Below are 26,567 nucleotides of genomic sequence, written 5' to 3'. Positions count from 1 at the left end.
AGTATCCGGTGACACCGGACGGCCGCTACTTCGTCGTCCGCGGCCGGCTTTGGCGGATGGCCAACCCGGGCCTTGATGAGGCGCAGAGATCGAAGCTGACAAAGCGACTCATGACAGCCAGGCGGGCTGTCCGGGACGCCAAGGCGCAGCAAGATCCGAAGGCCGAAGCGGTCGCCCATCATGCCGTGAACGATGCCAAGACGGCGCTCGGCGAGCGGGGCCCCGTCTGGTCGGGCGATGGTTCGCCCGACCTCAACCGCCACATGGCGAAGAATACGATCTACGCCGACTGGTACGCGAAGACAGGGCGGTCCCGCCCGGGAGGATCCTGAATGCCCAGAGCCGCCATCTTCGACGTGGACGGGACCCTTCTCGACTCCGTCGATCTCCACGCTCTCGCCTGGCACGAAGCCATGGTGAAGTTCGGTCACGACGTCAGCTTCGAGCAGGCGAGAAGCCAGATCGGCCAGGGCGGCGATAAGCTGATTCCGCATTTCCTCACGGCCGAGGCGCAGCGCGACCACGGCAGCGAGATGGAGGAATGGCGCGGCAAGCGCTTCAAGAGCGAATACCTGCCGCTGGTGCGTCCCTTCTCCGCGGTACCGGATCTGCTGCGGCGCGTGCACGATGCCGGGCTCCGCATCGCCGTCGCGTCCTCCGCCAAGAAGGACGAGCTCGAAAAGTACCTGGAGATCGCCGGCATCGCCGACCTGGTCGATGTCACCACCAGTTCGGATGATGCAAAGGAATCCAAGCCGGCCCCCGACATCTTCGAGGTCGCTCTGGGCAAGCTCGGGATCGGAGGCGCAGATGCCGTCGCGGTCGGCGACACCCCCTACGATGCCGAGGCGGCGGGCAAAGCCGGCATCCGGACGATCGGCGTGCTTTGCGGCGGGTTTACCGAAGCAGCGCTGTGGCAGGCCGGTTGCGCCGAAGTCCGCCCCGGGCCGGCAACATTGCTGGCCTGCTTCGCGGGTTCGCTCCTCGCAAAGTAGACGCCCATGGCGCGCAAGCTGAAGACCTACCAGACCTCGCTCGGGTTCTAGATCTCGCGATCGCGGCGCCGTCCATGAAGGCCGCGCTGGAAGCGTGGGGCGCCGGCAGCAATCTCTTTCCACCAAGGCTTTGCCAAGGAGACCGACGATCCGGACGTCGTCGCGGCGGCCATGGCGAAGCCCGGCGTGGTGTTGAAGCGGCCGGCCGGATCGAGCGGGCCGTTTGCCGAGCACGCCGACCTGCCGGACCGACCAAGCCGAAGAAAAGCCGTCGTCCGGAGCCGAGGCGACGAACCGCTCCCAACATCAGCGTCAAGGATCCGCGCAAGGCGGCCGCGCAGTTCGAGCGGGAGCAGAGGCGGCGCGATGCTGAGCGCCGCAAGGAAGAGGCGGCCCGGGAGCAGGAGCGGCTAGGCGCGAGAAGGCGATCGCGAAGGCGCAGGCTGCGCTGGACGCCGCGCAGCGGGAGCACGACGAACGATCGGAACATCTGGAAGCGGAGCGGTGCGACGTCGAGAAGCGCGTCGAGGCCGAGGATGCGCGATGGGAAGGTGAAAGGGAGAAGCTCAGGGACGCCCTGCACCGCGCCCGGGAATAGGCCGGCAATTCCCCATTAACCGTCCCGAATCCTGGGGCGAATTTTTTGCGTCGGCCCCTTGAAACTTTTTTCGAGATTCGTAATTTTTTCGTCGTCGCCATCATGGCGACCGGGATGCCGTCAGGGTCCCGCCACTCGAGACGGGCACCGGTCGTGTCCGGTGCCGCTCAACCATTTTGCTCCTTGGAGGATCTGGCTATGCGCACTGTAGATTTTTCGCCCTTGTTCCGGTCGGCCATCGGCTTCGACCGTCTTTTCGATCTCGCCGAAGCCGCCCAGCGCGTGGGCGAGGAAAGCTATCCCCCCTACAACATCGAACGCCTCGACGAGAACCGCTTCCAGATCTCCGTCGCGCTCGCCGGTTTCAAACCGGATGAAGTCGATCTGACGGTCGAGCAGAACATCCTTACGCTGGAGAGCCGCAAGAACGACAGGGAAGAGCGTACCTTCCTGCATCGCGGCATCTCGGCCCGCAACTTCAAGCGCCAGTTCACGCTCGCCGACCACGTCGAGGTCAAGGGCGCAGCGTTCGAGAACGGCCTGCTGGTCATCGACCTGCAGCGGGAGATTCCCGAAGCGAAGAAGCCCCGCCGCATCGCAATCGGCGGCGCCGTGCCGAGCAACGTGACTCAGATCGAATCTAAAGCCGCCTGACCGGACACAGGCGCTTGGAGTCGCCGGCCGCGCGGTTTGTCCCGCGCGGCCTCCTCCTAACTCGTCTTCAGAAATGGAGCCAGCCATGCGGCCGACGACCGCACGCGACGACAACGTCATCGATCTCAACGCCGTCCTGCATCCAGGCACGGTATTCGAACATCCGCGGGACGTGGTCTCGCATCCCACGCTCACTTTCTCCGAGAAGAGGGCTATCCTGGCATCGTGGGCCTCCGACGCCTCCGCCATCGCGTCCTGCCCGTCGCTGCGGGCGCCCGAGGGTTTGAGGGCCCCCGTTACGATCGACGAGATCTTGGAGGCGCTTTGTGCGTTAGACGGTAGTCCTCGCAATCCGCCCGGCGGCAAGCCTATGCGCCTGAGGCCGGTCGACCGCGCTGCTGCCTAAGACAGGGGAGAAAATGCAGATGACGGATCTGTCGCAAGACAAGCCTGAAGCCATCGAGCCGGATGTCGCACGCGAACTACAACGGCAGGTCGCAGAGTGGAAGGCGATGCGGGCTCCGCTGCGGTCGCGCACCGCCTCCGGCGTGCAGGTCGAACGTCGGTTCAAATGCCGGCCTGTCACAGCCGCGCTACAGGTTTGACGAACCGATGAACGCCGCCTTGACCGTATGCGCCGCGCGCCATGCCCCGCTTCTTTTTCGATGCGACCGATCGATCAGGGCGCCTCGTCCGGGACGAGGTGGGCGAGCAGCCGACCGACGACGCTGCGGCCTGCCAGGAGGCGTTATCGCAGACCCTGAGCATCGAGCATTCGCTCTGGCCGGGAGGCACCTGGTGCAGGGACAGTCCGCGACGGCAAACGCGTGGTCTTCGAGTTCACTTGCAGAGCCGAACAATCTCGTCAGCGGAATACTGGTACCGGGATCGAGCGGCAGATGGAGCAATTCTGAATTTTGCCGCCGACCCGAGGTCCGGGAGGACGCTAGTCGGTTGGCGGATTTGAAGCCATGGCTTTCTCCAGCTCTCCTATCAGTACCTTGAAGTGCTGGGCGAGACGGCCAAAGAGCTCGCGCTTCTTGGGGCAGTGGCGAGATCCCGGATCATCTCGCACTCCACAAGCTGGATTCGAAGCTTTTCGAGATGCAGCTGGATATCCTGCATGGCGGTCTAGCGTGGTTTGCGGCGGCTCACGGCAAAGCATTATGACCGTCCGGCGGCACTCTTCAAGAGTTCGGCGATGGCCGCCTGCAGGTCGGCCACTCTGAACGGCTTGTGTAGGATCCGCGACCGCTCCCCCTGGACCGAACTGACGGCGGCGCTTTCGGAATAGCCGCTCGCGAAGATGATCGGCAGTTCAGGCAGACGCTCGCGGGCCTGCCTGGCCACTTCCGCTCCGTTCATTCCGGGCATCGCAAAGTCCAGGATCAAGACATCGGGAATGACCCTCTCCAATGTCCGGAGCGCGGCAGCGCCGTCATCGGCGACGATCGGTTCGTACCCCAGACTATCCAGCGAGTCCTTCAGGAAGGCGCGGACGTCGGGATCGTCGTCCACGACGAGAACCGTCGCCTGCGGGGCCTCGCCGGCCGCCGGGAGTCTCGGTTGTTGCTCGTCGCGGGATCGTCCGTCGGTCCTGCGGAGATAGAGCCGGACCGTCGTGCCGGCGCCTGGGGTGCTGTCGATCCGTACTGTGCCGCCGGACTGGTGCAGCGTGCCGTATACCTGACTCAGCCCGAGGCCCGTGCCTTTGCCGGTCTCCTTGGTGGTGAAGAAGGGTTCGAAGGCCCGCTCGGCGACTTCGGGCGTCATGCCGGTGCCGAAGTCCTTGACCGCCAGCTCCACGTAGTCACCGTCCGGAAGCTCGGCATCGCCTTGCAGAGGGCGCAGCCTGGTGGTGATGAGAATTTCACCGCCGTTCGGCATCGCGTCTCTGGCGTTCAAGGCGAGGTTCAGCACCGCCATTTCGAGTTGGACCTGGTCGCCCTCGACGCGCAGTCCATCGGTCTTGAGATCGGTGCGGATTTGAATGGTCGGCCCGATGCTTCGGCGCAGCATGTCCACGAATCCGTCGACCGCCTTCGAGATGTCGATCGGTGCGATCTCCAGCTTCTGGGTCCGCGAGAAGGAGAGCAACTGGCTTGCGAGCCGGGCTCCCCTCTCTGCGGCCTTCAGGCCTGCGCCTGCCCAGCGGCTCACGCGGCCAGGGTCGTCCGGCTTCCGGCTGATGAGATCGAGACTACCGGTGATGCCTTGCAGGAGATTGTTAAAGTCGTGCGCGATCCCCCCGGTCAGTCGCCCGACCGCTTCCATCTTCTGCGCTTGGCGTAAGGCTGCGTGGACGACCTCGAGCTCGCGAGTACGTTCGGCGACTTTCTGCTCGAGGGTCCCGTTGAGTTCGCGCAGGGCTGCTTCCGCGCGCACGCGCTCGGTGGTCTCGGAAACGATGCAGAGCACGCCCCCGACGCCGCCATCCGCCTCGGGCACGGCAGAATAGGAAACGTCGAAATACACCGTCTCTCCGAAGCCGCGACGCTCGATGTAGAAGGGTCGGTCCTTGGCCGAAAAGGTCTTGCCGGTCTCCCGGACCCCCCGCAGCAGCGGCTCCAGATCGTCCCAGAGCTCCGCCCAGTTCTCCCGAGCGGGGCGCCCCAGCGCCTTCGGGTGTTTGTCACCGATGGTGGGCGCGTACGCGTCGTTGTAGAGGGCGACGAATTCCGGCCCCCAGAACAGGACGATCTGCGCGTCCGCCCCCAGCATCATGGCTACGGTGGTCGCGAGGCTCGGGGACCAGCAGTGAGGCGGCCCCAGGGGTGATGTCGCCCAGACCGCGTCCCGATAATGGTCGCCCAGAGGCGTGTCGGGAAAACCGATCGGTCGGAGAGGAGCCGCCCCCATTGCGATTTACCGGTAAGATGATGCTCGGAATATAATTGGATCGTACTGCAACGCCGTCATAATTCCCGAAGGACGTTCTGGTTCCAATCAGGCCAGAGGCAGCCGCCGGACCGGTTTCCATGGGCCACCGAGATACTCCCAGATAAGCAGGCCCGTGACCGAACCCGGGCGCGGAGCAAACTCGCGTTCGAGTGCTCGATGCAGCTGGCGCGCAGCATCCGGGGCCACCTTGTTCTGTATCGTGACATGTGGCCGCCAGGACTGGCTGTCTTGCCGCGAGAATGCGCCGCCCATGACGTCGCGAGCTCTCGCCCTTAACCGGTCGAGCTCCGAAGATTTGATCCGGACGGCGACGCCGAACCCGAGCAGGAAGGTAGCGTCGAACACGATGGGCACGGGAGCGGCCGGAAGCTCCATGACCTGCAGGCGCCCTGTCTGCGCCGACGACAGACGGTGAAACAGCGTGAGGTGAGCCGGCAGGACGTTCCGCTCCGGAGGAAAATGCTCGCGGCGAAGTCCGTCCAACCAGACGAAGCTGGTTTCGTCCAACTCGGCTGTCAGGATGAACGTCCGATCCATGCATAACCGCGATATAGCGACCGGTGCAGTTCAGCAACCTCAGTCCGGAATTCCGGGCACGCGCCGCCGATCGAACCGAGGACTTCGCAGAAATCCGCCACGGCTCGCACCCGCGCCTCGATCTCGACAAGAGGACGGAGGCCGAGGAGGCGCGGTGGGAGAGCGAGAGGGAAAACTCGAGGACGCGCTGCGGCGTTCAAGGGAATTGCGCCGGCAAGCGCGCTCCGGACCAGATTGGTCATCGTGTCAGCAGCTTGGCCAGGTGCGCGGCAAGCCTGGCTCGGGTCAAGGGCTTCTGCAGCACTGCGACCGGTCGGATGGCTTCGGCTCTCGCCAATGTCGATGGATCGGTATTCGCCGTTACGAAGATGGCTTCGATGCCGTAACGAGATCGAATCTCGAGCGCCGCGGCGATCCCATCAACGGCGCCTAGGAGCCTGATGTCCATCAGCACTATGTCCGGCCGCGCCTCGCCCGCGATCTGGATCGCCTGTTCGGCCGAAACTGCCGTTCCGACCACGGTGTGCCCCAACGATCTGACTTGGTCCTCCGCGTCGAGAGCGATGAAAAACTCGTCCTCGACGATCAACACCTTCAATTTTTTGGCGTCCACATTCACTCCTGAATCGGTTTGCCGGAATTGCGGACGATATGGGCGGCGGGTATCGTAAGCTCCCAGTGGATGCCGTGCGGCGTAAAGTCGAGCTTGGAAACTCCGTTCAGCGCGCGGGGAACGAGTTCGGTGATCACGCGGTGGCCAAATCCTTCGCGCTGCCGCTCGGACGGCGGACCATCGTGCTCACTCCACTCGAGTCGAACCCCGCCGTCCGCAAGCAGACTCCACGCGACGACGATCCGACCTCGGTCTGTCGACAGGGCCCCGTACTTCGAGGCGTTTGTCGCCAGCTCGTGGAGAGCGAATCCCACGTTCTGCACTGCCGATGTGTCGAGGAAAGCGGCTGGCCCGCTGATCTGGGCGCGCGCCTCGGCGCCGAACGTTTCCAGATGGGCATGGACGAGCTCGTTCATCCACGCGCCGCGCCAATTCTGCCGGAGAAGGAGGTCCTGCGATTGCGCAAGTCCTTGGATACGGCGGTCGAACTGGCCGATGAAGTCGTCGACCGTCGCGCTCTGACGTGCGGTCTGAAGAGCCATCCCCTTCACCACCGCAAGCTGGTTCTTCGCGCGGTGGGCGAGTTCGCGCATCAGGAAATCCGCGTGCCGTGCGCGCTCGTTCAAATCCTTGGACGCCTTCGACAGAGTTTCCGTCAAAACGTTCGCCTCGCGGAGCGACGTCCGTGCCGCGTGTACGTCCTCTCCGCGACCGACCGACGCGGCAGCACGCGTGGCCAGGTCCAAGGGAAGCGCCATGAGTCTTGCGAACAGATAGGCGAGCCCTCCTCCGAGAATGAGAGCCAGACCGACAAGAACAGCGGCAAAGAAAGCGCTTCGGTCGTAGGGCTCCTCTGCATGCGACCGGGGGACCGTGGCGGATATGAACCAGCCCGCACGCTCCGACCTCACCGTCGCGCGCAAGATACTTTGTCCGGCGATGTTTACTGCGGGGTAGACGCCGTCCGCACGTTTGGTCTGCTCGAACAGATCCGGCGGCAGTGGTTTGCCGACGTACTCGTCCTGCTGCCGCGAACGTGCAAGGACGACGCCATTCGTGTCGGTGACGCCGGCAAGCCAAGCCGGGTCGAGCCGAACCTCTTTCAATACATCGGCGATGTAGGCGGCCTGAAACGACATGATGAGGACGTAGCGCACGCGGTTGTCGCCGCCGAAGACCGGGACTTCCACATTAAACACCGGCAGGCCGTTCACGGACCCTTTGAACAAATTCGATATCTGCGCCTTCCCGCTGTCGATCACCCGTTGCGCGGTCACTGGATCCGACGTCGGCGGAAGGTCCGCCCCGTAATCCTTGAGCGTGTCGACAAGCTGCCGATAGGACGTGTCGATCAGGACGATCGCGGCTTTCGTAGGCTTCAACGCCAGTACCGCCTGGCGGTGGAACGCGTCGAGATCACCGCTTCGAAGCTCGGAAGAGGTCACCAGGGTCTCCAGAGTGATGAGCGAGCGATCGAGCTCTCGGTCCACGACGAACCGGAGGTTTTGGGCGACTTGCATGACCCTGCGCTCGATCTGAGCCTGCTCGATTGCGGCCATCCGGTTCAAACCGATGAACGCGACGAGGAGCAGCGGCAGGACCAGCGCAAGCGCGAACAGTCCGAGATAGGTTCGGATCCGTTGCGGGCGGACCGCAAAGCTAGGCAAATATCCCTTCATGCGATCGATGTCGCATGGCCTGAAATTCTTAAACCACGCATATGAACGCCCCCGGCCCCCTCCCCAAACGCGATTGGAGTTCCATGGTTCCATGCGATGCGATCCGAGACCTGCGGCCGTCGGGGTTGCCGCACGCTCGTTCGCCCACGGGTCGACTGCTAAGCGGACCTCTTTGTCATCTCTGCCAGAGCGGCCCTCGCGACGTCGGTCAACTCGCCGAGAGTCCTGTTTCCCTGCAGCGCGCTGTCGAGAAGTTTCTGAGCTATGGCCTTCCGCAGTTCATGATCGCCGCCATGAGGCAGCGAGCGGCAGATCTCCTCCAGCACGACGTCAAGATTCGCCATGGTTCGCTCGTCGATCTGGGTCATAGCTCATCCCGTCCATCCTTGGGCGGCGCGACTGCGGGACCCCGGTCCTCTTGGCTATTGCTTGCCGCAACCAAACCGTCCAGCCGAGAAGCATTTTCGGCCTGACGTGCCTTCCTTAGCAGGACCTCCCGATCGGGACCGGGCGGGAGATTTGATGCCTGGTCGCTGACCTGTTTGGCGAAAGATGCGAGCCGATCCTGCAAAGATGTAGACTGCTTGAAACGACGCCTTTTCTGCACGGCACTACCCTCCCCTGCGCTACATCGGCCGAGACGACACTTGGCCGATTGGGCTTTCAAGGATCCAAAACCAGCGAATTGGCGAGCCGCGAAAAAGTTCCGGCGGTTAGCCCTCCGGCCCGATCGTTCCGGATGCGGGTCTTGTAGTCGGCGACGCGCTGGTCAGCCGACCCCGGGCAGACATTCCGGGCAAGTGTCGCCGACCGAGGCGAGCACCTCCCTGATCTCTGCGACCGCTTCGTCCGCGGACAGGCCGAACGGCGGATCCTGCTTTGCGATGTCGAAGGCGATTTCCCGCGCATGCGGGTCGGCCCGCTCCTTCGCCCAGCCGTGCTCCTCGCATTCATGGATGGCACCGGCTTCCTGCAGCACGTGGATCGCCCAGCCGCGCAGCGTCCGGATCGCCGGCCGTCTTTCCTTCGTCATCAGCATCGAGATAGCTCCTGCCGGTACGAATCCTTCCGCCCGCCCGCTCGTTCCGGGCGGTTAGCACGGGTCAGGGATTCGCAATCGGCAGAGCTGGGCATTTGTCCGCGTGTTCCCGCGGCGCTGTGCACAACCGGGTGCAGCGGCTGCCCCAGGGTGCCGGCTCTCGGCAGTTCGGACCGGGATTGCCATCCAGAACGCAGAGGGTGTATTGGCTGACACGGGTACCTCTAAGTCGTGGGAGAGGTGCATGGGTAATTGGCTTATTGTCCCCAAAGGGACGAGCCTGGCGAGGCGGACCCGAACGCGCCGGGCAGCGCAGTACGTCCGAATGTCGAGGGAGCTTCAGCGCTACTCGATCAAGAACCAGCTCGCAGCCATTGCCAGCTATGAGGCGAACACTCTCACGATCGTCCGCACTTATGCCGACGAAGGCCGCAGCGGTCTCCGGATCAAGGGGCGGCCTGGTCTCGTCGAGCTGATCGACGACGTTCAGTCGGGACAAGCCGACTTCGACCACATCCTCGTCTACGACGTCAGTCGCTGGGGCCGCTTCCAGGACGTCGACGAGAGTGCCTATTACGAATTCCTGTGCAAGCGGAGCGGCGTCCAAGTCGAATACTGCGCGGAGCTCTTCAAAAACGACCGCACCTTCGTTTCCGGTATCGCCAAGAGTCTGAAGCGCGGCATGGCCGCAGAGTGGAGCCGGGAACTCTCGGTCAAGGTGCACGCTGGACACTGCCGAGTCGTAAGCCTGGGGTACCGCGTCGGCGCTCCCGTGGGCTACGGCCTCCGGCGCCTGATGGTCGACGAGAGCGAGCATCCGAAGGGCTTCCTCGAAAAGGGCCAGTTTAAGGCTTTGCAATCGGATCGCGTTCGACTACAGCCCGGCTCCGGTGAGGAGGCAGCCGTGGTCCGGATCATTTTTGATCAGTTCGTCAACGACCGGAAATCCTACAGCGACATCCGGCGCCAACTGAACGATGCCGGCATCGCCAATCACAACGGTCGGCCGTGGACCGACGGCATGATCCCGACCATCCTCGCGAACGAGAACTACATCGGCAAGACCATCTACAATCGCACCTCGCGACGTCTGGGACAGAAGCTCGTCAAGAATCCGGATCACGCATGGGTCCGAGGCGCAGCGGCTATCGAGCCTATCGTGGACCCTAGCATCTTCGCTCGAGCCCAGAAACTGCTGGCCGAACGGCGTGTGGAGATTCCAGAAGATGAGATGCTGGTGCGCCTTCGTCTCACGCTACGCCGCCGTGGAAAGCTCAATTCGCACATCATCAACACGACGCTTGGTCTCAATCACGTCTCGTCGTACGTGAAGCATTTCGGCTCGCTGCGGAAAGCCTACGCGCTGATCGGATACAAGTCGCCGCGGGATTGCGATTGGATCGACACCCGAGAGCATTGGGCCTCCGAACAGGCGAGGCACGCAACCGAGCTCGCGGAGGTGTTGCGAAACGACCTTGGACTTCGGCCGGAGCTCGCTCCGGACGGGATCGGCGTCGATGTCGAAGGCCGGCGGGTAGTTTCGTTTCTCGTCGCGCGACGGCTGGCGCGACGGGGAGAGGATCACGCTGCGCAATGGAAGGCCTATCGAAGGCAGATTTCATCGGGCCTGCTTGCCGTGATGCGGTTGGATGCGGCAAATCGCGAGATCGAGGATTACGCTCTACTGCCTGCCTCGTTGAGGTCGGGACGCTACGTCTGGCTCGCGTCAGGCTCCCTTCGTCGCCATCGCGGGGCGCTTTACCGGGAAAGGGGGGCACTGTTCGCGGCCATCAAAGCAACGCTGGCAAAAACCAACCGTGCCGACCCAACCAGTTCAGCATCGCCGAAAAAGCAATCGAAACCAGGCCGGCCCAAAGCCAAGGGCTTCGGCGGGCGGCGCTCACGGTGCGGAGATACAAAATCGCTCCGATGAGAGTGCCGTAGTTCCTTCGGAAGTCACCGTTCAGTTTCGCAATCTTGGACAGTTCCGAGGAGGTGTCGACGTCATTTGCCATCGGGCCGGCTCCGGTATCTGCGAGGACCAGCGCCTTATGAACCACTGTTTTGCCCGACGGCACAAGCAAAAATTCGTATTATCGGAATTGATCTAGAGGAATTGCTTCTCGGGGTCTGATGGAACTCTGAAGCTGCTACGCGGCTTGACCGATATCTCCTTCCTCGCTTCGCTTTTGATTGATGAGGTTCAACAACTGCGCCGAGGCCCGCGCGTCGCATAGGGCGCGGTGGTGATTGTCGAGCGATATGCCGTAGATCTCGCAGAGCTTTCCTAGTCCGTAGGACTTGTGTCCCGGATAGCGCCGCCGCATCCCGGCGCACGTGCAGAGCTTCGGAAATCTGAAGCGCCGCCCGATCCGCTCGAATTCGTGGGTGATGAAACCGTAGTCGAAGCTGACGTTGTGGGCGACGAAGATGCCGTCGGCCATGAACTGCATGAAGGAATCCGCGACTTCGGCGAACAAAGGCGCGCCGCGAACCATCTCGTTCGTGATGCCGGTCAGCTGGACGATCTTTGCCGGAATGGCACGCTGCGGGTTGAGGAGAGAGTGCCACTCGTCCACGACGCGGTGGTTCCGCACCTTCACCGCGCCGATCTCTGTGATACGGTCGCCGTTCGACCATGAGCCAGTGGTCTCAATGTCGACCACCACGTAATCCTGGTCGGGGTCGAAGCGGTAGTCGACCCGCCCGATCTCGGCCACGATACCGGCTTCGCCGAGCTGACGGAGACGGGTCAGTTGGTTGCGGCGGATCACATCGCCTTCCGCCTTGACCTCCATGAAGGACGCCTTGCCGGCTTGCACCAGCATGAGATCGGGGAAGCCGTCTCGCATCCCGCGGAAATCGTCGCACATGCTGCGGACGATGCTCGCGATGCCGACCGGATCGGTTCCTTCGAGCACGGCTCGCAGCGCCTCCACTTGCACGTGATCCCAACTGAAGATCCCGTTCGGGCGGCCCCATCTTGCTGCGACGGTGCGGAGGATCAACGGGAGGGCGGATCCGGACGCGATGGCCGCCAGTTTCTCCTCGATCGTCGCGGCAAAAAGCCGACGGAAGCTGCGATCCTTCAGGCAGTGAGGTAGCCAATCGAACCCGCTGGGCAGCCGCGTATTCTCGAAGAGCTCCTCCCAGAACAGCAGGCCGAATAGGGTGTGCCACAGCACGTTCTCGGTGAAGAAAACCTTCGTGCCCTCGCGCCGGAGCACGCCAGCGACGCCTGCCTCGGGATTGCCACGATGGGTGTCGTCCACGGTGATCGTTCGGCCGGACCGCAGAAGTTCAGTACAGAGACCTGTACGCCGTCCGCCGAACTTTCGGGCGTAGAAGTCGGTGGCGAAGAGGTGCTCCTCATCGCTGGCGGGATCATCGATCATCCGCTGCAGCAACGCTTCGGCATCGGCCTTGTCGCCCGTGTTGTAAAGCAGGCGAACCAAGCGCTCATTGCAGTCGGGAGAAGGCCCGGCACGGTAGAGCTGCCGGGCGAGATCGCTCTCGCTTGCTTTCTCGAAGAAAAGGCCCGTCTGATGCGCGGCTCGGCTGCGGAGATCGGCGGCGAACTCGGTCGGGCAGGCAGGGCCCGCCAGCACGTCGACGGCGGCCCGTCTGTGAACGGCTTCCGATCCCTCTTCCAGGCTGTCCAGCACCCGGCTGTAATGGAACGATGCGAGCGCCTCCTCGGCATCGGTGAAGCGTGCGCTGAACGAGGTCTCGCGATTGGTGCGGAGAATGCCCAAGTCGCGTAGCGCGAAGTTTTTTAGGTCTACCTCAGTCTTGCCGAAATAAAGGTAGAGCAGGAACTCGATCGGCCGCGTGCCATCGAGCGCGATGAAGTTGCGGGCGCCGCAGTGCTGCGCGGCGACGGAGAAAGGAATGCTCTGTAGATAATAATCGATGAACTTCGGCTTGGACCAGGATTTGCGGACGTCTCCTCGCCCGGCCGCCTGCGCTCCGGTGACGAGGATGTCCTTTGGCAGGCATGACACGAAGGCCGCATAGTCCGCTTCGCCGAGCTCCCGTGCGTGGCCGGCCGCGGTGAGATCGGATGCCGCACGCTCGACGTCATCGATCTCCGGGTAGCTGAACAAGGATCGGTTGAATATGGCACCGCGCCTGTTGATCATCCGGACCAGCAGGCATCGCGCATCTCTCGGAAGGCCCTCGAAGCGCGCTATGAAGGCGTGATGCTCTGGACCAAGCACGGAGGCGTACGTCCGCTGCACGAACCCCAGCATTTCCGCGAAGTGGTCGAGATAATAGTAGACGGGCAGTTGAGGCAGTTTGGCCAAGCGGACCTTCGCGGCAGGAATCGTTCGTTCTATTTTTGTTCGAGTGGTATCCTCGGAGTCAAGCGCCTAGACGGGCTACAATTGACCAGAATCGCGGGCTTCGGCCGTCGCCGGCGCCGCGTCTTCCTTCACGCCCCGTGCCACGATCCGTAAAGTCCCGTCCGGGAGGGGGCGCTGCAGCTTCAGGGCCTCCTCGGCGGGCGCCGTCATCCAGGTCTCGACCTCGTTCGGCGTCGTCAGGATCACAGGCATCGCCTTCGGATGGATGGCGCCAACCTCGGCGTTGGGCTCCGTCGTCAGGAACGCGTAGAGGTCGTTGGTGGTCTCGCCTTCCTTTACCTTCCGGACCGACGTCCAGTTGGTCCAGATGCCGGCGAAGCATGCGAGCGGGCGGGTCTCGTCAAGCGCGAACCAGATGTCGCCGCCTTCGGCCCTGTTGAACTCGCTGAAGCTGTTGAACGGCACCACGCAGCGGTTCTGGGCCCCCAGCCAACGGGTCCAGTGTTTGCTCTTCACGTTGCGGATGTTGGTCGTGCCTCCATCCGGCTCCATACGCAGCAAATCCTTGAAATCCACGGCCTTGCCTTTGGCCTGCAGTTTCTCGGCTCGCTTCTTCGTCGCGTCCATGAGCGCCTTCGATGAAGACGGCATGCCCCAGCGGGCGGTCGCGAGCTCCCGGCCCGCAGCGCCATTGCGGACGATCGGCGCCGTGTAGTCGGGAAAGACGCCGGGCATCGGAGGGAGGTTGCCGACGTATCGATTGACGACGCGGAACAAGGCGGTGATGGCAGCCTGGTTGGTGGTGATGCTGTAGAGGTTGCACATCGTCAGGTCTCTGGAGCGGCCTGGCGAGGGCGCTGCGCCAACTGTAGCAGCGTGGCGGCCGGTCGGCGACTGGCCTTGGCGCATTCGCTGCAGCGAAGTCGGCTCGCGAGGTCATGGACGAATGTTGTTGGCGGATGACGCAGCGCAACCAAGTCGACGTCCCGCTTGGTCTTGCATCGCGAGCACTCGATCTCGAGCCAGCGATAGCCGCCGTTGATGGCTTGGTCGATCGTCGGGGACGGATCGAGGGGCCCACCATCCGACCACAAGCGTTCGTTGACCGACTCGCATAGGAGCTTGTCGGCCTGGCGGATCAAGGCCTCTCCCTTGGCCCGAGCCTCGGCGGACTGCGCCGCAAGGATCGTCGTCATCGCGCGGGCGCGGCCGAGCTCCTTCTGCAGAGCCTTTCGGTCGCCGCCGCTAAGCGGGGTCGGGTGGTGCTTCGGCGCCATCGGCGTGATCACTCGAACGACGGCCAGCAGCCGTCTTCCTCATGGCGACCCGTCCGGATCGTGCACGTGTTGTCCAGCAGGCGCTGCCCGACATCCCGCCAGATTGCGATCTGCCCGTACAACCGGACGGCATCCGCCTTTTGGATCTCGACGGTCCGGCCGCAGCGGCGGCAACTCACCCTCAGTAAATGCTTGGGAATTTCGTTCAGCCGCAGCGCGCGTCCGGACGCACGGGCGACCGGATTGGCCTCGTCGGCGCGAGCGTCGGCCAGGAGCGCTTGCCAATATTCGGGCGGGAGGTCGTCGTTCGGTGCCAGCCCGCGCGCAGGAGGCATCTTTCTGCCGACGGCAGCGGCCATCTTCTCCATTTGGGCTCGGGTCGGCATGCGCCAGCTCGCGGGTCGGTCGGACATGGCTCAATAGAACATATCAGGAACGAAAGAGTCGAGTCCCCGTGATGCCGGATGGCAAAAAAACCATCGTCAGATCGGCTGAGCAATAGGATTTGATGCAATCGAGGCGCGCCACGGGGGCTGTCTGAACCCGAGAGGTTGGTTGCCTCGGCCCCCAAACGCCACCCAGCTCTAATGTTCTTCCGCCCCCGTGATGGGATGTTCGCCAACAAGGTACTCGGCAACGCCGGAATGGATTCCTTGGTACACCAGTTTGTCGGGGCGATCCGCGGGGATCATTCCGATCTCGAGTTGTCTCGGATCCATGCCGGGAATGAAGCCGGAGAAGAAGAGAATGCGACCGAGGAAGTAGTCGCAGTCCGCACTCAAGATCGCCGGAATCCCCGCCTTGTCCTTTTTCACGTTCTGGGAAAACTTGTCGGCGACGGACATTGCCAGCGTGTATGAGCTGATGAAGTCGCGCTCGAAGTATTCAACTTCGTGCTCGAACAGCTCCTGAAGGACAATGCCTCTTCGATAGAAGATGTCCGATCTGCTTATGCTCGACGCTCCAGGTCGCCGCTCGATCCAATCATCGATCAGAACGTGCATCATCCTGTCGTTGAGCGTCAAGAGACACGCCAGTTCCTGCGTCGTGAGCATCGCGTCGCCCGGTCCGATGTCCGACAGCGTTACGATACGATCGATCGTCAGTCCGCGGATGATTGTCTTGAGATAGTTTTTGACGCTCCTCTTGAGGGCCAGCACGTTTCCCTTCAACCGCTTCGATAGGCCGTCCGACCATTCGCATGCGATGGTATCGCAGAAGAGCCGGGTCTTCGCCTCGCCGATTTTCTCGGAAAGCTCGCTGACGAATTCCGCCTCCATGTCGGACTTGCGGTCGACAAAGAACCCTAGGAGGTCGTTGTTTATTTCGGACTGCTCGACCGTGAGGAACCCGCCGGTGGACGGAGGCATGGCTCTCGCGATCTCTGAATCGTCGACATGCGCGGCTTCCATGAATCGATTGCGGAAGTCATCCGATGCGAAGTATTGCGGAAGACGGGCATGCCGCAGGGCCTTGTTGTTCGAGAGATCGACGTCGTCGGCGTCGCCCAATACAGATGAAGGCTTACCGTCATGCGGCGGCATTTCGCTGCTCCGCAGAACGACGGGTGCGCCTTACCACGTCGAAGTATCCTTCGATGGCCTGATCGCGCGGAATGGCGACGTCCCAGTGTGGCTTTGCCATGCCACGGAGTACCGATCGGCTGAGCAAGTTGTTTCGGCTAATGCAGCAGACTTCCGGAATCAGGATGCAGTCCGGACAGGCTCCCCCGCGCTCGTCGCATAAAGCTCCCGAGCCGCAGCGAAGGCTCGTCGGGTCCAGCATCGACGAGAGCACCAGATTGCCGTCGGTCGCATTGGTTGCCATCCGCCAGGCCGAACTGAGATAACCCAGATCCATCGTGGTGCCCCGGCGATACACGACGAAGGCCAGGTCGGGCAGGAAGATGTGCTCGGTCAGGCTTCCGAGCTCCAGTCCCGACACCTGGGCCACGGAATGCATCATCTGGTGAGCCATCGTGTGCAGCAGCGTGTAGACGTATGAACAGAGATTGCGGGATTCGGGTGTGGCGTTGCCGCGATACTCGTCCAGCCAACTGGAAAACCCGCCGCCTTCCGGCCTGGTCGTGTGATAGCCGTCGATGATCGCGGCGCCCAGTCGGCTCGTCGGGGCGGGCAGTTCGTAGGTGATCCCGTTCGCATCGAGCCATGCCCGGACGCAGCTCTCGTCCAGGCGCACGTAGAACGCTTCGTTGTCCTGCCTCATCACGTAGATCGGCTGGACATGCTCTTCGTGGAAGTACGCGCGCGGGAAAAGGTTGAGCTTCACGGGCATCTCCCACATCTCGCCCGTCTTGTCCCGGCTGACGCGGGGGCCGGATTCGACCCTCGAGTAGCCGAACGTGAATTCGCAGACCGGAAACTTCCGGACGAGACGCATGTCCTCGATGCCGAGCATCGAGAGGACGTTCGATACCTGTGACTTGGTCGCCTCGACTTCGTCCGGGCTCATGTCGGGCAGGATCGGATCCTTCGGCTCCCTGACGTTGATCACCTTGTCGGCGTCGTTGAGGACGTCGATTTCCAGCGTCTTGTGTTCGACCGCCTGCCGGATGGGATCGAATTTGCGGTCCCATTGTTCGGCGCGGATGTCCACGGCGTAGTCGAGCGCGGGAGTGCGTTGGTAGACATCGGGAATGAGTCCTTCCGTCCGCCAGCGATCAAGCTGATCCTGCCGCGCCTTAACCGAAGCTTCGGCCAGATCCTCGCGTTTCATGCCGCGCATCATTGCGATGATTTCGGCGTGGTTCTTGTACGAGAGCCACTCCGTCGCCCGGTTCTTTTCGCGCAGCGTGTTCTCGATGTCCGCCTCGGAAATCGCCGCGACGGGATAGGCGAAGGCCTTCGCGATGAAACCCTTCAGTTCTTCCGTGCGGCTACGCAGGAGCAGCGGGAAGTAGTCTTCGTTGGCCAAGGCGAGGACCCTGTCGCCCTGGACGTAGTACGCGTTGTTGGCGCGATACGACACGGGCTCCATGTTCACCTCGACCTGCTGGTTCGATCCTTGGTTCAGCCCGTCGCCGAGAACCCGCAAGCTGGTAGGATCTTTGAGCACGGGGAGTTTCGTGGCGCTCTTGCAGGCCGAACAGATCAACCGCCATTTGCTGAAGACTGGAGACGAGCGATCGAGGAGGTAGTGCGAATTGCCGCAGTGGCACTGGACGCGGTTCCAGACGATGTCCTGACGGTCGCGGTCCCACCTGTTGTAAAGCGTCGAGACACGGTGGTAGCCGCCGGACCAATGGACTTGGACCACGTCCAGCTGTTCCCAATTGGACCTGCAGGGCTCGTCCTGTATGCGGTGGGGACATCCGTCTTCGAGCGTGCCGCTCTTCGTCTCGAACTCTTCGACGCCACCGAAGTCCTTCAGAAGACCACACCGGCGGCAGACGAAGGTCAGCGGCTCCGGAATATAGTTCATCACGTCCGGAACGAGGAAGGCCAGACGGTCGCCGCGAAGACGAGGGGCCCCGTCGTCGTTGCGGAGCTGAGGGTCGAGCACCAGCTCCGGGTCGACCGGCGGCTGGCCCGCCGAGCGTCGGCAGTTCAAGCCTTGGATCTCCCAGTTCCGTACGCGTTCGTTGATGGTGTCGAGCACCTGATTTTTAAGCATCTCGCTGAGTTTGGCCTCGATGCGCGCGGCCGGCTGGGCGATGCACGCGCCCATGCCGCCCTCGAAGGTGAAGAACGCCCCCGGCGCGTAGATCGTCGCGAGCTGCGACCGGGACCGCTTCATGGTGAAGATTTCGTCAGTCATTGCGAAGCTCCGCGGTGGTTTCGATCATGCCTTGCGGCTTCCTGGTGCCGCCCTCCCTGATGAACCGCATCATCGTCTGGAAGCGGTCCTTGGCGTCCGCCTTGCGGGCATTGATGAGAGGACGGACGGTTCCGGGCGCATCGACGTCGCGCAAAGATGTCATCGGACTGTCGAGGTTGCCCCGAAAATGGTCCCAGAAGGCAGCGAGGTCGCCGTCCGCCGTCGGCATGTCGAGAAGTCTCACGAACTCCTGCAGCCGATCTCTGACCATCGTGGAGACGATCTGCCGTTGCGCGTCGGCCCCGCCGACTTCGGCGTCGATCCCGACGCACCCGGCGATGTACTTCTCCGCTTCGTCGACGAAAGTGGTCGACTTCATGCGGTTCACCAGCGAACGCACGAACGAAACCTTGCTGAAGATGCGCGTCCGCTTCTTTTCCGGATCCGCGTCCGCGACGAACTGCTCCTGATAGATCTTGCCGATGAGCCAGTTTTGGATGAGCGAAGGAATGACCCGGACGACGGCACGATCGGCCCACCGCTCGATCGCCGGGGGCGCGATCATGCGCTCGAGGAAACGATGGAAGGTCTCATGAACCTCTAAGATGAAGCGGTCCCGTCTGTTTTGCGGCGTCGGAATCAGCATCGAAAAGCCGACATGCGTGCGGCCGACGCGTGAACTCGCCTGGATGAACTCGTCGATCGCGGTGGGCATGCCCGCGAAGAACATCGAATTGAAGTTCTCGACGTCGACCCCATGCGAAACCGCCGAGGTGGCAACGATCATTCGCAGCGCGTCCTGGATGTCCTCCGTTGCCGGATCGAACTGCTTTTCGGCCTTGCGCACGATCGCCTCGACCGCCCCCGACTCGACGCCGCCGCTGATCAGATCGGTACGGATGCTTTCGACGACCGCACTTCGCCCGAAGTCCCGATGCTGTCGGTCCGCGATGCCTGGAAGCGCGGACAGTATCTGGTCTCCGCCCTTTTTGTTTGTGACGTAGGTGAGAGCGACGCGATGGAGGTCGACAGCGGATGCGACGATTTCGAAACGGCCGGACCCCGCCAGTCGCTCCAAGGCGGCCCTGTGCCGGGCGGAGACCGGCGTGTCGCCGAGGTTCGAAACGAGCATCCGGCACGCCTTGGCCTGGCGCTCGGGATTCCCGGAACACAGATCGCGCAGCAGTATTGTGACGACCGCGGTGAACGCGCCGAGGATCATGACCGATGCGGTCGTATGCGGTCGGCCGTTTGTCAGAAGACTGACGTAGACGCGCGCCCACGGCGCGAAGGTCTCGATCGCCTTGGCATCCACCGACGACGAGAGCGCGTCATTGCGCTCGCCGGCGCTGCCTTCGAACCGGCTAGGGTTGGCGTAGAACGAACGATACAGACGCGTCCCCTTGCGGGGAAACTGCCGCACGCGCTTCTGGTAGAGCACGCGGATCTGGCGCTCCGGGTCGGAGATGGTGGCGGTGGCGCAGACGACCTTCGGAAGGCGGATGTCCGAGTCATCTCCGGGGACGAGCGACATGCGGTCGCCGAGAATGGGACGCAGCGAGCGGAACCATTGATAGAGGGTGGTTTCGAACAGACCGGCGAAGGTCCCGAGGCTCTCCTCCAGCAGGTGCGCTTCGTCCTGGATGATTAGCGAAGGGACAGGATCGAAGAATACCTCGACGCCGCCTGCGAAGGACGGCGCGATCGGATGGCGCCCTTCCATGGCCTTCGCGACGTTCAGATCGTAGGGCGTCTCCAAGAGGCCGTTGTCGTCGATCAGGCGCGCGAGACCGAACATCCCGCCGATCCTGTTGATCGTGGACCAGTGCTGTCCGATGAGAGCGAGCTTGTCGATGGTGCCGAGGAGAATGCAAGGCGCGGACCGGTAGATGTCGTAATCCACCAGCAGGAATGGTAGCGGCCGTTCTACGTTGCTCTTGGTCTTGATGTTCCACTCGCACTCGGCGTTCCGGCAGACGATGCCGAGCCGCTGATTCTCCTTCGGGTAGCGACGCAGCGCGGTGTCCCGATCGCAGAAGGGGCATTTCGGCAGCTTGTTGTAGTCGCGCAGGGCGGCGGAGTACGCCGGGTCGGCAAGGTTGGCCTCCTCGTCCGCATGTTCCGGTGCGTCGACTGCGGGAATGCACCTGAACTCGTCGAGGACCTGATCGCCGTTCGCCAGGCGGTTAGGCGTGCTGCTGCCTCCGACCCAGAATCCGATCTCGAACGACGCGCCGTCGATGCCGTCGTTTCGGCGGACGATTTCTGCCTTGGCGAGCACCTTGGCCAGGCGGCGCGCTTGCTGCGCCGTCAGAAGGCGAAGCGGATAGCGGATCAGGGCGGAGATTCCGCGGCGCTTCCCGCGGATCCTGTCCAGAAAGAGGGTGAAAAGGAGCAGCCCGAAGAACGCCTCCGACTTGCCGCCTCCGGTCGCGAAGTAGAGCAGCGACGCCGACTCGATGGTCTGCCGGTTGGGCGCATAGAGATGCTCGAATTCCTTGATGCGGGTCGACGGCGAAACGATGTTCGACAGGATGAATCCGAGCTGGAAGAGCCGCCATGACGTCTTGTTCTCGATCAGGCCGACTTCATGAAAAGCCCGGTTCGTCAGATACCAAGCCCTGAACGGCGCCGCGGCGGGCGCTTTCGGATCCTTGAGCCATGCCGCTCGGCTCTGCTTCAACAGATTGATGCCGACGCGCAGATCTTCGATCTCTTCGCCGTAGCCGGCGATGTCCTTCGCGAACTTCGCGCGCTCGCGTTCGCGCCCATCCGCATCGTCGGCGGCGAGCCCAGAGGTCGGGTCAACGGTGCCGCTCTGCTCGTCGACCCAACGCGCGAAGGCATCCGGGACGAGTTCGAGCTGATCGATGGGCTTGTTCGGATCGGCCAGCGCCTTGAAGCTGATGTCCAGCTTCTCGATGCGGTTGGGAACGATGCGGGGCAGGTTATACCGGGGCATCCACGTCGTCGTAAGTCGGATGCCGTCCTCCAGCTCCTTCTGTGCGACTCCGGCGTTCCAGCCCGCGGCCGGTATCGAATGGAATCCTTGGATGTCGTAGGCAGGCTTGACGCGTTCGAGAACGTAGGGGATCAGCGCCGCGGCGGGACGCACGTCGATGTCCAAACGGACCTGGTAGAGCCCGCCGTCGCCGTCCTGATCTCCGACGGCGCCGCAGGTCCGGTGCATCAGGCCGATCGCGGCATGGATGATCCGGTCGTCGGCTGGACTAGTCGCCCACTCGAGAGCGATCTCGACGTTCTGAGCAGGCCAAAGGTGGGCTCTGTTGACCGGCGTCGCCCGGATTGTCGACAGTGCCGCGTCCCAGCTCCGCTGCGACCGGAAGGCGCTTGGCGGCAGACGCATCTTTCGCCAGCACCATTGCGTCCCTTCCTCGGAGCGCATGAAATCGTCGTAGGCCTTCGCGATCGCCCCGCTCATCAGGACGGCGTGTTCGCGGATCGCCTCGCTCCGTTCTCTGTCCGCGCTGCGCAACGAAAGGACCAGAGGAGGAACCACGACGGTCAACCGCCTGAATTTCATCGGGATATCTTCGGGAGAGCACAGATCGTCGGGGTACACGGCTCCGTCGGTCGTCTCGGCGACCTCGACCGGTGTCTCTTCGCCAGCCGTCTTTTTTTCGGTGCTCCGGCCCGGGCGAGGAACCTGCGGTTCGGCACCAAGATTCGTTTCCTCCTCCGGATTGACCGCTACGATGGTCTCAACTGTCCCGGCGAAACGTACGCCGCGTCGCATCAGCAACTGCCGCGCCGTCTCCGCAAAGATGACTTTCCGGGAACGCGTGTCGCCGCCGACGCGCGCGGCTTCGGCGATTGTGAAAGCTTCCGCGTTGACCTCCTGGCGTACGTGCGCCGACAATCTCGGCTTCGGACGAAGGCCCAGGACGTCGTTGTCGAGATCTTCCCATGCCGGCAGCACGCGCACGTAGACCGCCAGATGCGGCTGGACCGTGATTCGGCCGTCGGCATCTCTCCGGAGCTTGAGGCTCGCGCCGTGCACGGGGATCCGGATGTCGCTACTTTCGTCCTCTCCCGCAGGAGACATTTGGTTGAGGAGGAATCCGGATGCGAATTGATCGCGCGGTCGCTGTCCGAGCACGACCGTTCCGAACTCCCCTGCCCCCGAGGCCTTGCCGCCGACCGCGTTGACCAGCGCGTCGCAAACCGCCTCCTTAAGTTCTTGCGCGAGGTCGGGGTCGTCGCGAAGCGCGGAGTTGACGTTTGGCAGACCCGGTTGAGCCGCGTTCATCGGTCATTCTCCTTACGTTGTTTTCCTGAAACGAAGTGCCTGCTGAGGACCACGCTCGCGCTGCGCACCATCTCTTCCCAGAGCTGCTTGAGCTCCGGCTTCTTTTCGGAAGCGCGCGCGTAGAAGCCTTGCGGATTCATGACGAACTCCTGGGCTCTGCCGTGGGCGTGCAGTCCGACCTGGATGGCCATCACGCGCGAGCTGACGACCGCGTTGCGCCAATACTGCGCGGCGATCGTTTCGGGTACGCCGATGGCGTTCATGAACAGGGCGAAATTCTTGACGGATCGGGGGGCATCGGGACGGCCGTTCGCGCGGCCCGTCGACATCCAGCGGATGACGTTGGAGACTTCGTTGCGGCCGGCGTCGAACTCTTCGTCGATCAGCGCAGCCGCCGTCTTCATTCGCGTCAGTATTTCCAAAGCCTGCTTCTGCCGGTCGCCGGGGATCAAGGCGACGCGGTCTCGGACCGCCTGCTGATAGGACGCGAGCAGCGTCGTGCCTTCCGATTTCACCGGGCCCAAGAGAAATTCCAAACGATCGTGGAGATCCCGGCTGAAGACGAAGATGCGATCGCCGACCGAGACCTTGTCCGCAGGCTGTTCTTTCAAAGGCTTCAGTTCGTCTTCCTGGATGACGAGACATTCGGCGTGCGACGGCAGCCGGAGAAGGTACCCGTCTTCGGTATAGAGCTCCACGACCGGACCCTCGTACGGTCCGCCCTCCGAGGAGTCCTGAATGGTGAAGTCGAGCGTCAGGTCCGGCGCGAACTCGGGAATTATCGTCTTCTCGAAGTCGAACGCGGTCATGCGTTCCGCGTATTCGGCGAGGCTGGCCGACACGGCTTTAAGCCGCGCGGCCGGTTCGCCCTCGAACAGCGGCGTCACCGGCGCCAGAACGGTGGCGATCGCGCCGAGCGTTCCTCCGTCTCCTATTAAGCCGACTTTCCGGGGCAACGACGGCGACAGGATGATGCGCTCGAAGTGGCGGACCTTCGGATTGACTAGGAAAAGCGAGTCGACCGGCGCTCCCCGCGAAGTCGCGGACAATGTGGAGGCAAGCGCCTCGGTCGTCGTCATGATCAGCTTGCTTGCGAGCTTCGCTTGGTCGATGTCTTCGCGATCTGCCAGCCACTCCGACACGGCGGAGAGGACGACGCGGTCCCGGAACGCGACGATGGTGCGATTCGCCTTGCTTACGGCCTTGCCGATGAGCTCGCGGACGAGCTCGGCGACCTCCCCGCCGTCGGCATAGCGAACCACCATGCCTTCGGCCCGCTCGCGGAACGTGTGCACGGCATCTCCGAGGCTGTCGGCATCCCGCTCCGCTTTGCGGAGAGAATCGGCGACGCCGAGGAAACGATACTGGGCCGCGACATAGTCCGAGACCGCGCCGGCGCGCTCCATGTAGTCGAGATGCTCTCGGAAGATCGTTAGGGGAATCGGCAGGCAAGCGATCGTTCGCGCGAACGTGACGGCCTTGACGACGGCGTCGGCCGCGCCGGGATAGCCGGCGCTCCGGAGATTGGATGCCAGCGAGAGCGCGTCCTCGCGAAATTGGGCGAGCTCCCTAGCCTTCAGGTGGGCCGTGAACGAGGCCGCATTCCACGTTTCGAAGACCTCCGATTGCGTCGTGAAATCGTTGGGGACGGTCTTGACTACGCTGCGCACGCCAATGCGTTTGGGCCGCGCATGGTCGCCGCCGCCGGCCGACGCGATGATTTCGGAGGCCGTCTTGGCGATGACGCCGTCCTGCGTGATGACCACGATGGGCACCGACTGCCCGGCGCTGCGGGCGAGATGCGCGAGACGACGCAGGCCTTTGAGCCAGGAATCGGCCTGGCCGAACGCGACGTCGGTCGCGTCCGCGACGATCAGGTCGCATCGGTCGCCCAGCCGGGAATCGGCCTTGAAGAGGCGATTGATGCCGTCGACCGACGGGGGCAGACCGAGGATCGCGATGGGGGCTACGTCCTTCGACGATATCTCGCGGCGATACTTCGAGGCCTCCTTGATCAACGTCCTGCGCGAAGCGATGTCGCCGAGGAAGTCCTCGTCGCGGTCGGCGTAGCGGATCGTGTGGTTGTGCTCGATAGGCGCGAATGTCGGGATCAGTTCGCGCAGGTTCGGATGGCTGATCTTCGCGCTGCCGCCAGCCGCGGAGGCCTCCCTAAGGCCCTTCAAAAGGTAGGCGTTTTGATAGTCCGGCCCGCTATATTGGGAACGGTCCATCGCCCTGATGGTCTCGAGATAGCGGGCCGCAAGATCCTCCTCGTCGACGAAGATGGATTTGAGACTATGAGTCTTGCGGTCCGAGAAAGGATAATAGGCCACCGTGCATCGCAGCGTCGGCCGCGCCGACTGGGCCCGAAGCAATGCGGAAATCGTCACGCCAAGCGGCCTATTGATCCGGTCCGGCCACGTGAAGATCACGCCGCTCTTTCGTTTGATCACCGCATCGGCGACGGTCGAAACGGCGGCGTGCGCTGCGGATACATAATTCACTTCCGAATTCAGGTCGGAGCGATGGTAGAGCCGCAGCGCCGGCAGCACGGGGATCGCGGTCGGGGTCGCGGACTGCGCTTGGATCGCCGCGGGCGGCTCGGTCGGGGCTCTCGTCAGAAGGCTGCGGCGCCGCTCGAGATCGTTCCGTTGAGACTGTCTGATGACGTCGAGGTTGGAGCCGAAGCGGTTTCGACGGTCGCCGTCGCGTCCCTTCATTGACGCCCCCCGGTCTTCAGCACGGCCCGGAGCTGCAATTCGATTTCGGCGCGCGCGATCCTCACCCAGTCTCGTCCAACGACGATGTTATAGGCTCCAGCCTCGTTCGGACGGCGCCAATGCGGCCGATCCGTCTGCTGCAGATGATCGAGCGCGCGCCAGTAATCCCCGAACGACCTCTCGGCGCCGCGCGCCCCGATCGTCCATCCACGCAGCCGCATAAGGTCGGGAAGGAACAGCGAACCATCCGCCGCCCGCGGCACGAAGGTCCATTCGACGATCGCGTCCTCGCCATCCGCAGACGTATCTGCAACCTGCTCGGCGTCGAATTCCTGGAAAGGGGCCACCAAGCCCGAATTGATGGCCTCGATGGCTTCGCGCCAGCAGGAGCGAGACCAGTCCTTGCGGTCGGCGAGCCAGCCTCGCGCCGAGTGGGGGTCAGCCGATCCAGAGCCTCCGGTGAGCTGCCCGCGGGAAAGCAGGTTTTGGACGGTCTTGACGCTGACTCGGCCGAGCCATGCCAGTCCGGCGGCCGGCGCCTGACGCGTTCCTTCGTCCACCGCCAAGCGAGCCGACGCGATGTCGTGGACCATTTGAAGGTTCAGTCGTCCTGGAGTGGCTGCCGCCTTGGGCAAATTCTTCAAGAGCGAAGCAAGCGAATCCAGGTCGGATTCGATGCGGCGCACGAACTGCTCGATCGCACCCGGCAGATCGTCGTCGGGTAGCGTTCCGATCGAGCCATAGGCATGTAGACGCCGCATCGAGTCCACGAACGGACCCGAAAGGCTGGCGAGCGGAACCGCCGACCAAGCCCGGCCCGGTGGCGTCGTGGGGGGAATGTCGATCCGACCGGCGCGATCGCCGGTCAGATAGGTGCCGATCAATTCGGCAAGCTCGCGTTCCAAGTTCGCGACAGGGCCCACGACCACGGCCAAGGTTGCTGCCGTCCCGTACAGGAACGCTTCCAGTTCCGCCCACTCAAGGGGCGGAAACGGCCGGTCCTCCCAAGCATCGACGCGCGAACGTTGAGAGGCCCAAGCATCCTTCAACCGCTGATCGTGCTCTAGTGCATAATGGGAGGACATGGGATCATCCGATTTCCTGACACTTGACTTCATTAACCGCGAGATTCGCAGATGGTCAAATCCAGGTATTCAGGAAAATCCTTGTTCCCATTAACTAACAAAAGAATCTGCAGAG

Annotated in this window: 21 protein-coding genes and 1 pseudogene; 7 read left to right on the top strand and 15 right to left on the bottom strand. The window is 63.0% G+C overall.

Translation table 11 applies throughout. The features are described from left to right. Positions 1–8 precede the first annotated feature (8 nt). From AB7008_RS02925 to AB7008_RS02900, 6 genes and pseudogenes are all read left to right on the top strand, one after another. Positions 9–332, top strand: coding sequence for a hypothetical protein (locus tag AB7008_RS02925; RefSeq protein WP_441258398.1), 324 nt, complete (start codon positions 9–11; stop codon positions 330–332). Further along, on the top strand, positions 333–995 hold the full coding sequence (locus tag AB7008_RS02920; RefSeq protein WP_441258397.1) for an HAD family hydrolase: 663 nt from the start codon (positions 333–335) through the stop codon (positions 993–995). 6 nt (positions 996–1,001) lie between these two features. Next, positions 1,002–1,593, top strand: a pseudogene (locus tag AB7008_RS02915) (cell envelope biogenesis protein TolA). Between the two features lie 198 nt (positions 1,594–1,791). Next, positions 1,792–2,247 (top strand): Hsp20 family protein, encoded by a 456-nt coding sequence (locus AB7008_RS02910; protein WP_028141969.1) that lies wholly within the window; start codon positions 1,792–1,794, stop codon positions 2,245–2,247. An 85-nt stretch (positions 2,248–2,332) separates the two neighbouring features. Beyond that, positions 2,333–2,653, top strand: a complete 321-nt coding sequence (locus tag AB7008_RS02905; protein ID WP_028141970.1) for a hypothetical protein — start codon at positions 2,333–2,335, stop codon at positions 2,651–2,653. Positions 2,654–2,672: 19 nt separating this feature from the next. Continuing rightward, positions 2,673–2,852 (top strand): hypothetical protein, encoded by a 180-nt coding sequence (locus tag AB7008_RS02900; RefSeq protein ID WP_441258396.1) that lies wholly within the window; start codon positions 2,673–2,675, stop codon positions 2,850–2,852. A 559-nt stretch (positions 2,853–3,411) separates the two neighbouring features. On the opposite strand, the gene AB7008_RS02895 is transcribed toward AB7008_RS02900, so the two are convergent. From AB7008_RS02895 to AB7008_RS02870, 6 genes are all read right to left on the bottom strand, one after another. Continuing rightward, positions 3,412–4,971, bottom strand: a complete 1,560-nt coding sequence (locus AB7008_RS02895; protein WP_049801903.1) for a response regulator — start codon at positions 4,969–4,971, stop codon at positions 3,412–3,414. A 222-nt stretch (positions 4,972–5,193) separates the two neighbouring features. Then, positions 5,194–5,655, bottom strand: a complete 462-nt coding sequence (locus AB7008_RS02890; protein WP_441258395.1) for a 2'-5' RNA ligase family protein — start codon at positions 5,653–5,655, stop codon at positions 5,194–5,196. A gap of 268 nt (positions 5,656–5,923) precedes the next feature. Next, positions 5,924–6,298 (bottom strand): response regulator, encoded by a 375-nt coding sequence (locus AB7008_RS02885; protein ID WP_049801905.1) that lies wholly within the window; start codon positions 6,296–6,298, stop codon positions 5,924–5,926. A 2-nt stretch (positions 6,299–6,300) separates the two neighbouring features. Continuing rightward, positions 6,301–7,977 (bottom strand): sensor histidine kinase, encoded by a 1,677-nt coding sequence (locus AB7008_RS02880; RefSeq protein WP_028141974.1) that lies wholly within the window; start codon positions 7,975–7,977, stop codon positions 6,301–6,303. Between the two features lie 158 nt (positions 7,978–8,135). After that, a complete protein-coding gene (locus tag AB7008_RS02875; RefSeq protein WP_038974731.1) occupies positions 8,136–8,345 on the bottom strand; it encodes a hypothetical protein in 210 nt (69 codons plus the stop codon). A 401-nt stretch (positions 8,346–8,746) separates the two neighbouring features. Continuing rightward, entirely contained in the window at positions 8,747–9,016 is a 270-nt protein-coding gene (locus AB7008_RS02870) for a hypothetical protein (protein ID WP_028141975.1), read from the bottom strand. A gap of 205 nt (positions 9,017–9,221) precedes the next feature. On the opposite strand from AB7008_RS02870, the gene AB7008_RS02865 reads away from it, so the two are divergent. Beyond that, positions 9,222–10,949: a recombinase family protein gene (locus tag AB7008_RS02865; protein WP_441258394.1), complete on the top strand. Its 1,728-nt coding sequence runs from the start codon at positions 9,222–9,224 to the stop codon at positions 10,947–10,949. Between the two features lie 217 nt (positions 10,950–11,166). Here AB7008_RS02865 and AB7008_RS02860 read toward each other — a convergent pair whose 3' ends face one another. The 9 genes from AB7008_RS02860 to AB7008_RS02820 all read right to left on the bottom strand — a co-directional run bounded on the left by AB7008_RS02860 (position 11,167) and on the right by AB7008_RS02820 (position 26,452). Continuing rightward, positions 11,167–13,323, bottom strand: coding sequence for a 3'-5' exonuclease (locus AB7008_RS02860; RefSeq protein ID WP_028141976.1), 2,157 nt, complete (start codon positions 13,321–13,323; stop codon positions 11,167–11,169). A gap of 75 nt (positions 13,324–13,398) precedes the next feature. Then, entirely contained in the window at positions 13,399–14,148 is a 750-nt protein-coding gene (locus AB7008_RS02855; RefSeq protein WP_028141977.1) for an SOS response-associated peptidase, read from the bottom strand. A gap of 2 nt (positions 14,149–14,150) precedes the next feature. Then, positions 14,151–14,600: a hypothetical protein gene (locus AB7008_RS02850; RefSeq protein WP_028141978.1), complete on the bottom strand. Its 450-nt coding sequence runs from the start codon at positions 14,598–14,600 to the stop codon at positions 14,151–14,153. An 8-nt stretch (positions 14,601–14,608) separates the two neighbouring features. Next, the gene (locus AB7008_RS02845) at positions 14,609–15,013 is read right to left on the bottom strand and encodes a hypothetical protein (RefSeq protein WP_028141979.1); all 405 of its coding nucleotides are present in this window, start codon (positions 15,011–15,013) and stop codon (positions 14,609–14,611) included. A gap of 171 nt (positions 15,014–15,184) precedes the next feature. Next, positions 15,185–16,144 carry a hypothetical protein gene (locus AB7008_RS02840; RefSeq protein WP_441258393.1) on the bottom strand — a complete coding sequence of 320 codons (960 nt, stop codon included), beginning with the start codon at positions 16,142–16,144 and terminating at the stop codon, positions 15,185–15,187. Further along, positions 16,131–18,377, bottom strand: a complete 2,247-nt coding sequence (locus tag AB7008_RS02835; RefSeq protein ID WP_212447866.1) for a hypothetical protein — start codon at positions 18,375–18,377, stop codon at positions 16,131–16,133. Before AB7008_RS02835 ends, AB7008_RS02840 begins: the two co-directional genes overlap by 14 nt. Continuing rightward, complete coding sequence (locus AB7008_RS02830) at positions 18,370–22,647, bottom strand: helicase-related protein (RefSeq protein ID WP_049801907.1); 4,278 nt, start codon at positions 22,645–22,647, stop codon at positions 18,370–18,372. Before AB7008_RS02830 ends, AB7008_RS02835 begins: the two co-directional genes overlap by 8 nt. Further along, a complete protein-coding gene (locus AB7008_RS02825; protein ID WP_028141982.1) occupies positions 22,644–25,367 on the bottom strand; it encodes a hypothetical protein in 2,724 nt (907 codons plus the stop codon). The genes AB7008_RS02830 and AB7008_RS02825 overlap by 4 nt, the downstream gene beginning before the upstream one ends. Then, positions 25,364–26,452: a hypothetical protein gene (locus tag AB7008_RS02820; protein ID WP_131233099.1), complete on the bottom strand. Its 1,089-nt coding sequence runs from the start codon at positions 26,450–26,452 to the stop codon at positions 25,364–25,366. The genes AB7008_RS02825 and AB7008_RS02820 overlap by 4 nt, the downstream gene beginning before the upstream one ends. Between the last annotated feature and the right edge of the window lie 115 nt (positions 26,453–26,567).

This window comes from Bradyrhizobium sp. 521_C7_N1_3, from assembly GCF_052075975.1.
Taxonomy (GTDB): domain Bacteria; phylum Pseudomonadota; class Alphaproteobacteria; order Rhizobiales; family Xanthobacteraceae; genus Bradyrhizobium; species Bradyrhizobium japonicum.
Note: the sequence above shows the minus strand (reverse complement) of the source record. Positions and strands in the feature narration are given on the sequence as shown.

Excerpts from the sequence above, each read along its gene's own strand:
- AB7008_RS02920 (WP_441258397.1), top strand. The coding sequence starts at position 333 with ATGCCCAGAGCCGCCATCTTCGACGTGGACGGGACCCTTCTCGACTCC.
- AB7008_RS02910 (WP_028141969.1), top strand. The coding sequence starts at position 1,792 with ATGCGCACTGTAGATTTTTCGCCCTTGTTCCGGTCGGCCATCGGCTTC.
- AB7008_RS02905 (WP_028141970.1), top strand. The coding sequence starts at position 2,333 with ATGCGGCCGACGACCGCACGCGACGACAACGTCATCGATCTCAACGCC.
- AB7008_RS02900 (WP_441258396.1), top strand. The coding sequence starts at position 2,673 with ATGACGGATCTGTCGCAAGACAAGCCTGAAGCCATCGAGCCGGATGTC.
- AB7008_RS02895 (WP_049801903.1), bottom strand. The coding sequence starts at position 4,971 with ATGATGCTGGGGGCGGACGCGCAGATCGTCCTGTTCTGGGGGCCGGAA.
- AB7008_RS02880 (WP_028141974.1), bottom strand. The coding sequence starts at position 7,977 with ATGAAGGGATATTTGCCTAGCTTTGCGGTCCGCCCGCAACGGATCCGA.
- AB7008_RS02875 (WP_038974731.1), bottom strand. The coding sequence starts at position 8,345 with ATGACCCAGATCGACGAGCGAACCATGGCGAATCTTGACGTCGTGCTG.
- AB7008_RS02870 (WP_028141975.1), bottom strand. The coding sequence starts at position 9,016 with ATGCTGATGACGAAGGAAAGACGGCCGGCGATCCGGACGCTGCGCGGC.
- AB7008_RS02855 (WP_028141977.1), bottom strand. The coding sequence starts at position 14,148 with ATGTGCAACCTCTACAGCATCACCACCAACCAGGCTGCCATCACCGCC.
- AB7008_RS02850 (WP_028141978.1), bottom strand. The coding sequence starts at position 14,600 with ATGGCGCCGAAGCACCACCCGACCCCGCTTAGCGGCGGCGACCGAAAG.
- AB7008_RS02845 (WP_028141979.1), bottom strand. The coding sequence starts at position 15,013 with ATGTCCGACCGACCCGCGAGCTGGCGCATGCCGACCCGAGCCCAAATG.
- AB7008_RS02840 (WP_441258393.1), bottom strand. The coding sequence starts at position 16,144 with ATGCCGCCGCATGACGGTAAGCCTTCATCTGTATTGGGCGACGCCGAC.
- AB7008_RS02835 (WP_212447866.1), bottom strand. The coding sequence starts at position 18,377 with ATGACTGACGAAATCTTCACCATGAAGCGGTCCCGGTCGCAGCTCGCG.
- AB7008_RS02830 (WP_049801907.1), bottom strand. The coding sequence starts at position 22,647 with ATGAACGCGGCTCAACCGGGTCTGCCAAACGTCAACTCCGCGCTTCGC.
- AB7008_RS02825 (WP_028141982.1), bottom strand. The coding sequence starts at position 25,367 with ATGAAGGGACGCGACGGCGACCGTCGAAACCGCTTCGGCTCCAACCTC.
- AB7008_RS02820 (WP_131233099.1), bottom strand. The coding sequence starts at position 26,452 with ATGTCCTCCCATTATGCACTAGAGCACGATCAGCGGTTGAAGGATGCT.